Source organism: Pseudomonas sp. HY13-MNA-CIBAN-0226 (genome assembly GCF_040310305.1).
Taxonomy (GTDB): Bacteria; Pseudomonadota; Gammaproteobacteria; order Pseudomonadales; family Pseudomonadaceae; genus Aquipseudomonas; species Aquipseudomonas gregormendelii.
On the sequence record NZ_JBEOPS010000367.1, the window covers coordinates 1 to 260 of the forward strand.

1 protein-coding gene is annotated in these 260 nt (G+C 49.2%); it reads right to left on the bottom strand.

The window, feature by feature from the left end; all coding sequences use genetic code 11:
* On the bottom strand, window positions 1–260 hold a 260-nt coding region (locus AAEZ05_RS29135; RefSeq protein WP_350650097.1), incomplete at both ends, for a phosphopantothenoylcysteine decarboxylase domain-containing protein.

Here is a 260-nt window from a genome sequence, read left to right on the forward strand (position 1 = left end):
GATGATCTTCGTGTGAGTGTTCGTGTGAATGATCATGCTCATCTTCAGAGATATACTGTAGCGCACTATGCGTACCTTCCACACATTGCTGTGCGACAATCAGCATCTCTTGCGCGGACAACACATCAATACGGGTGACATTAAGCGGTGTGGGCAGTGCTACTTTACCACCCGCAATCAAAACCACGTCTGCACCAGCGGCCACGCAAGCACGCGCTAAAGCAAAACCCATTTTACCGGTAGAGTGATTGGACAAATAG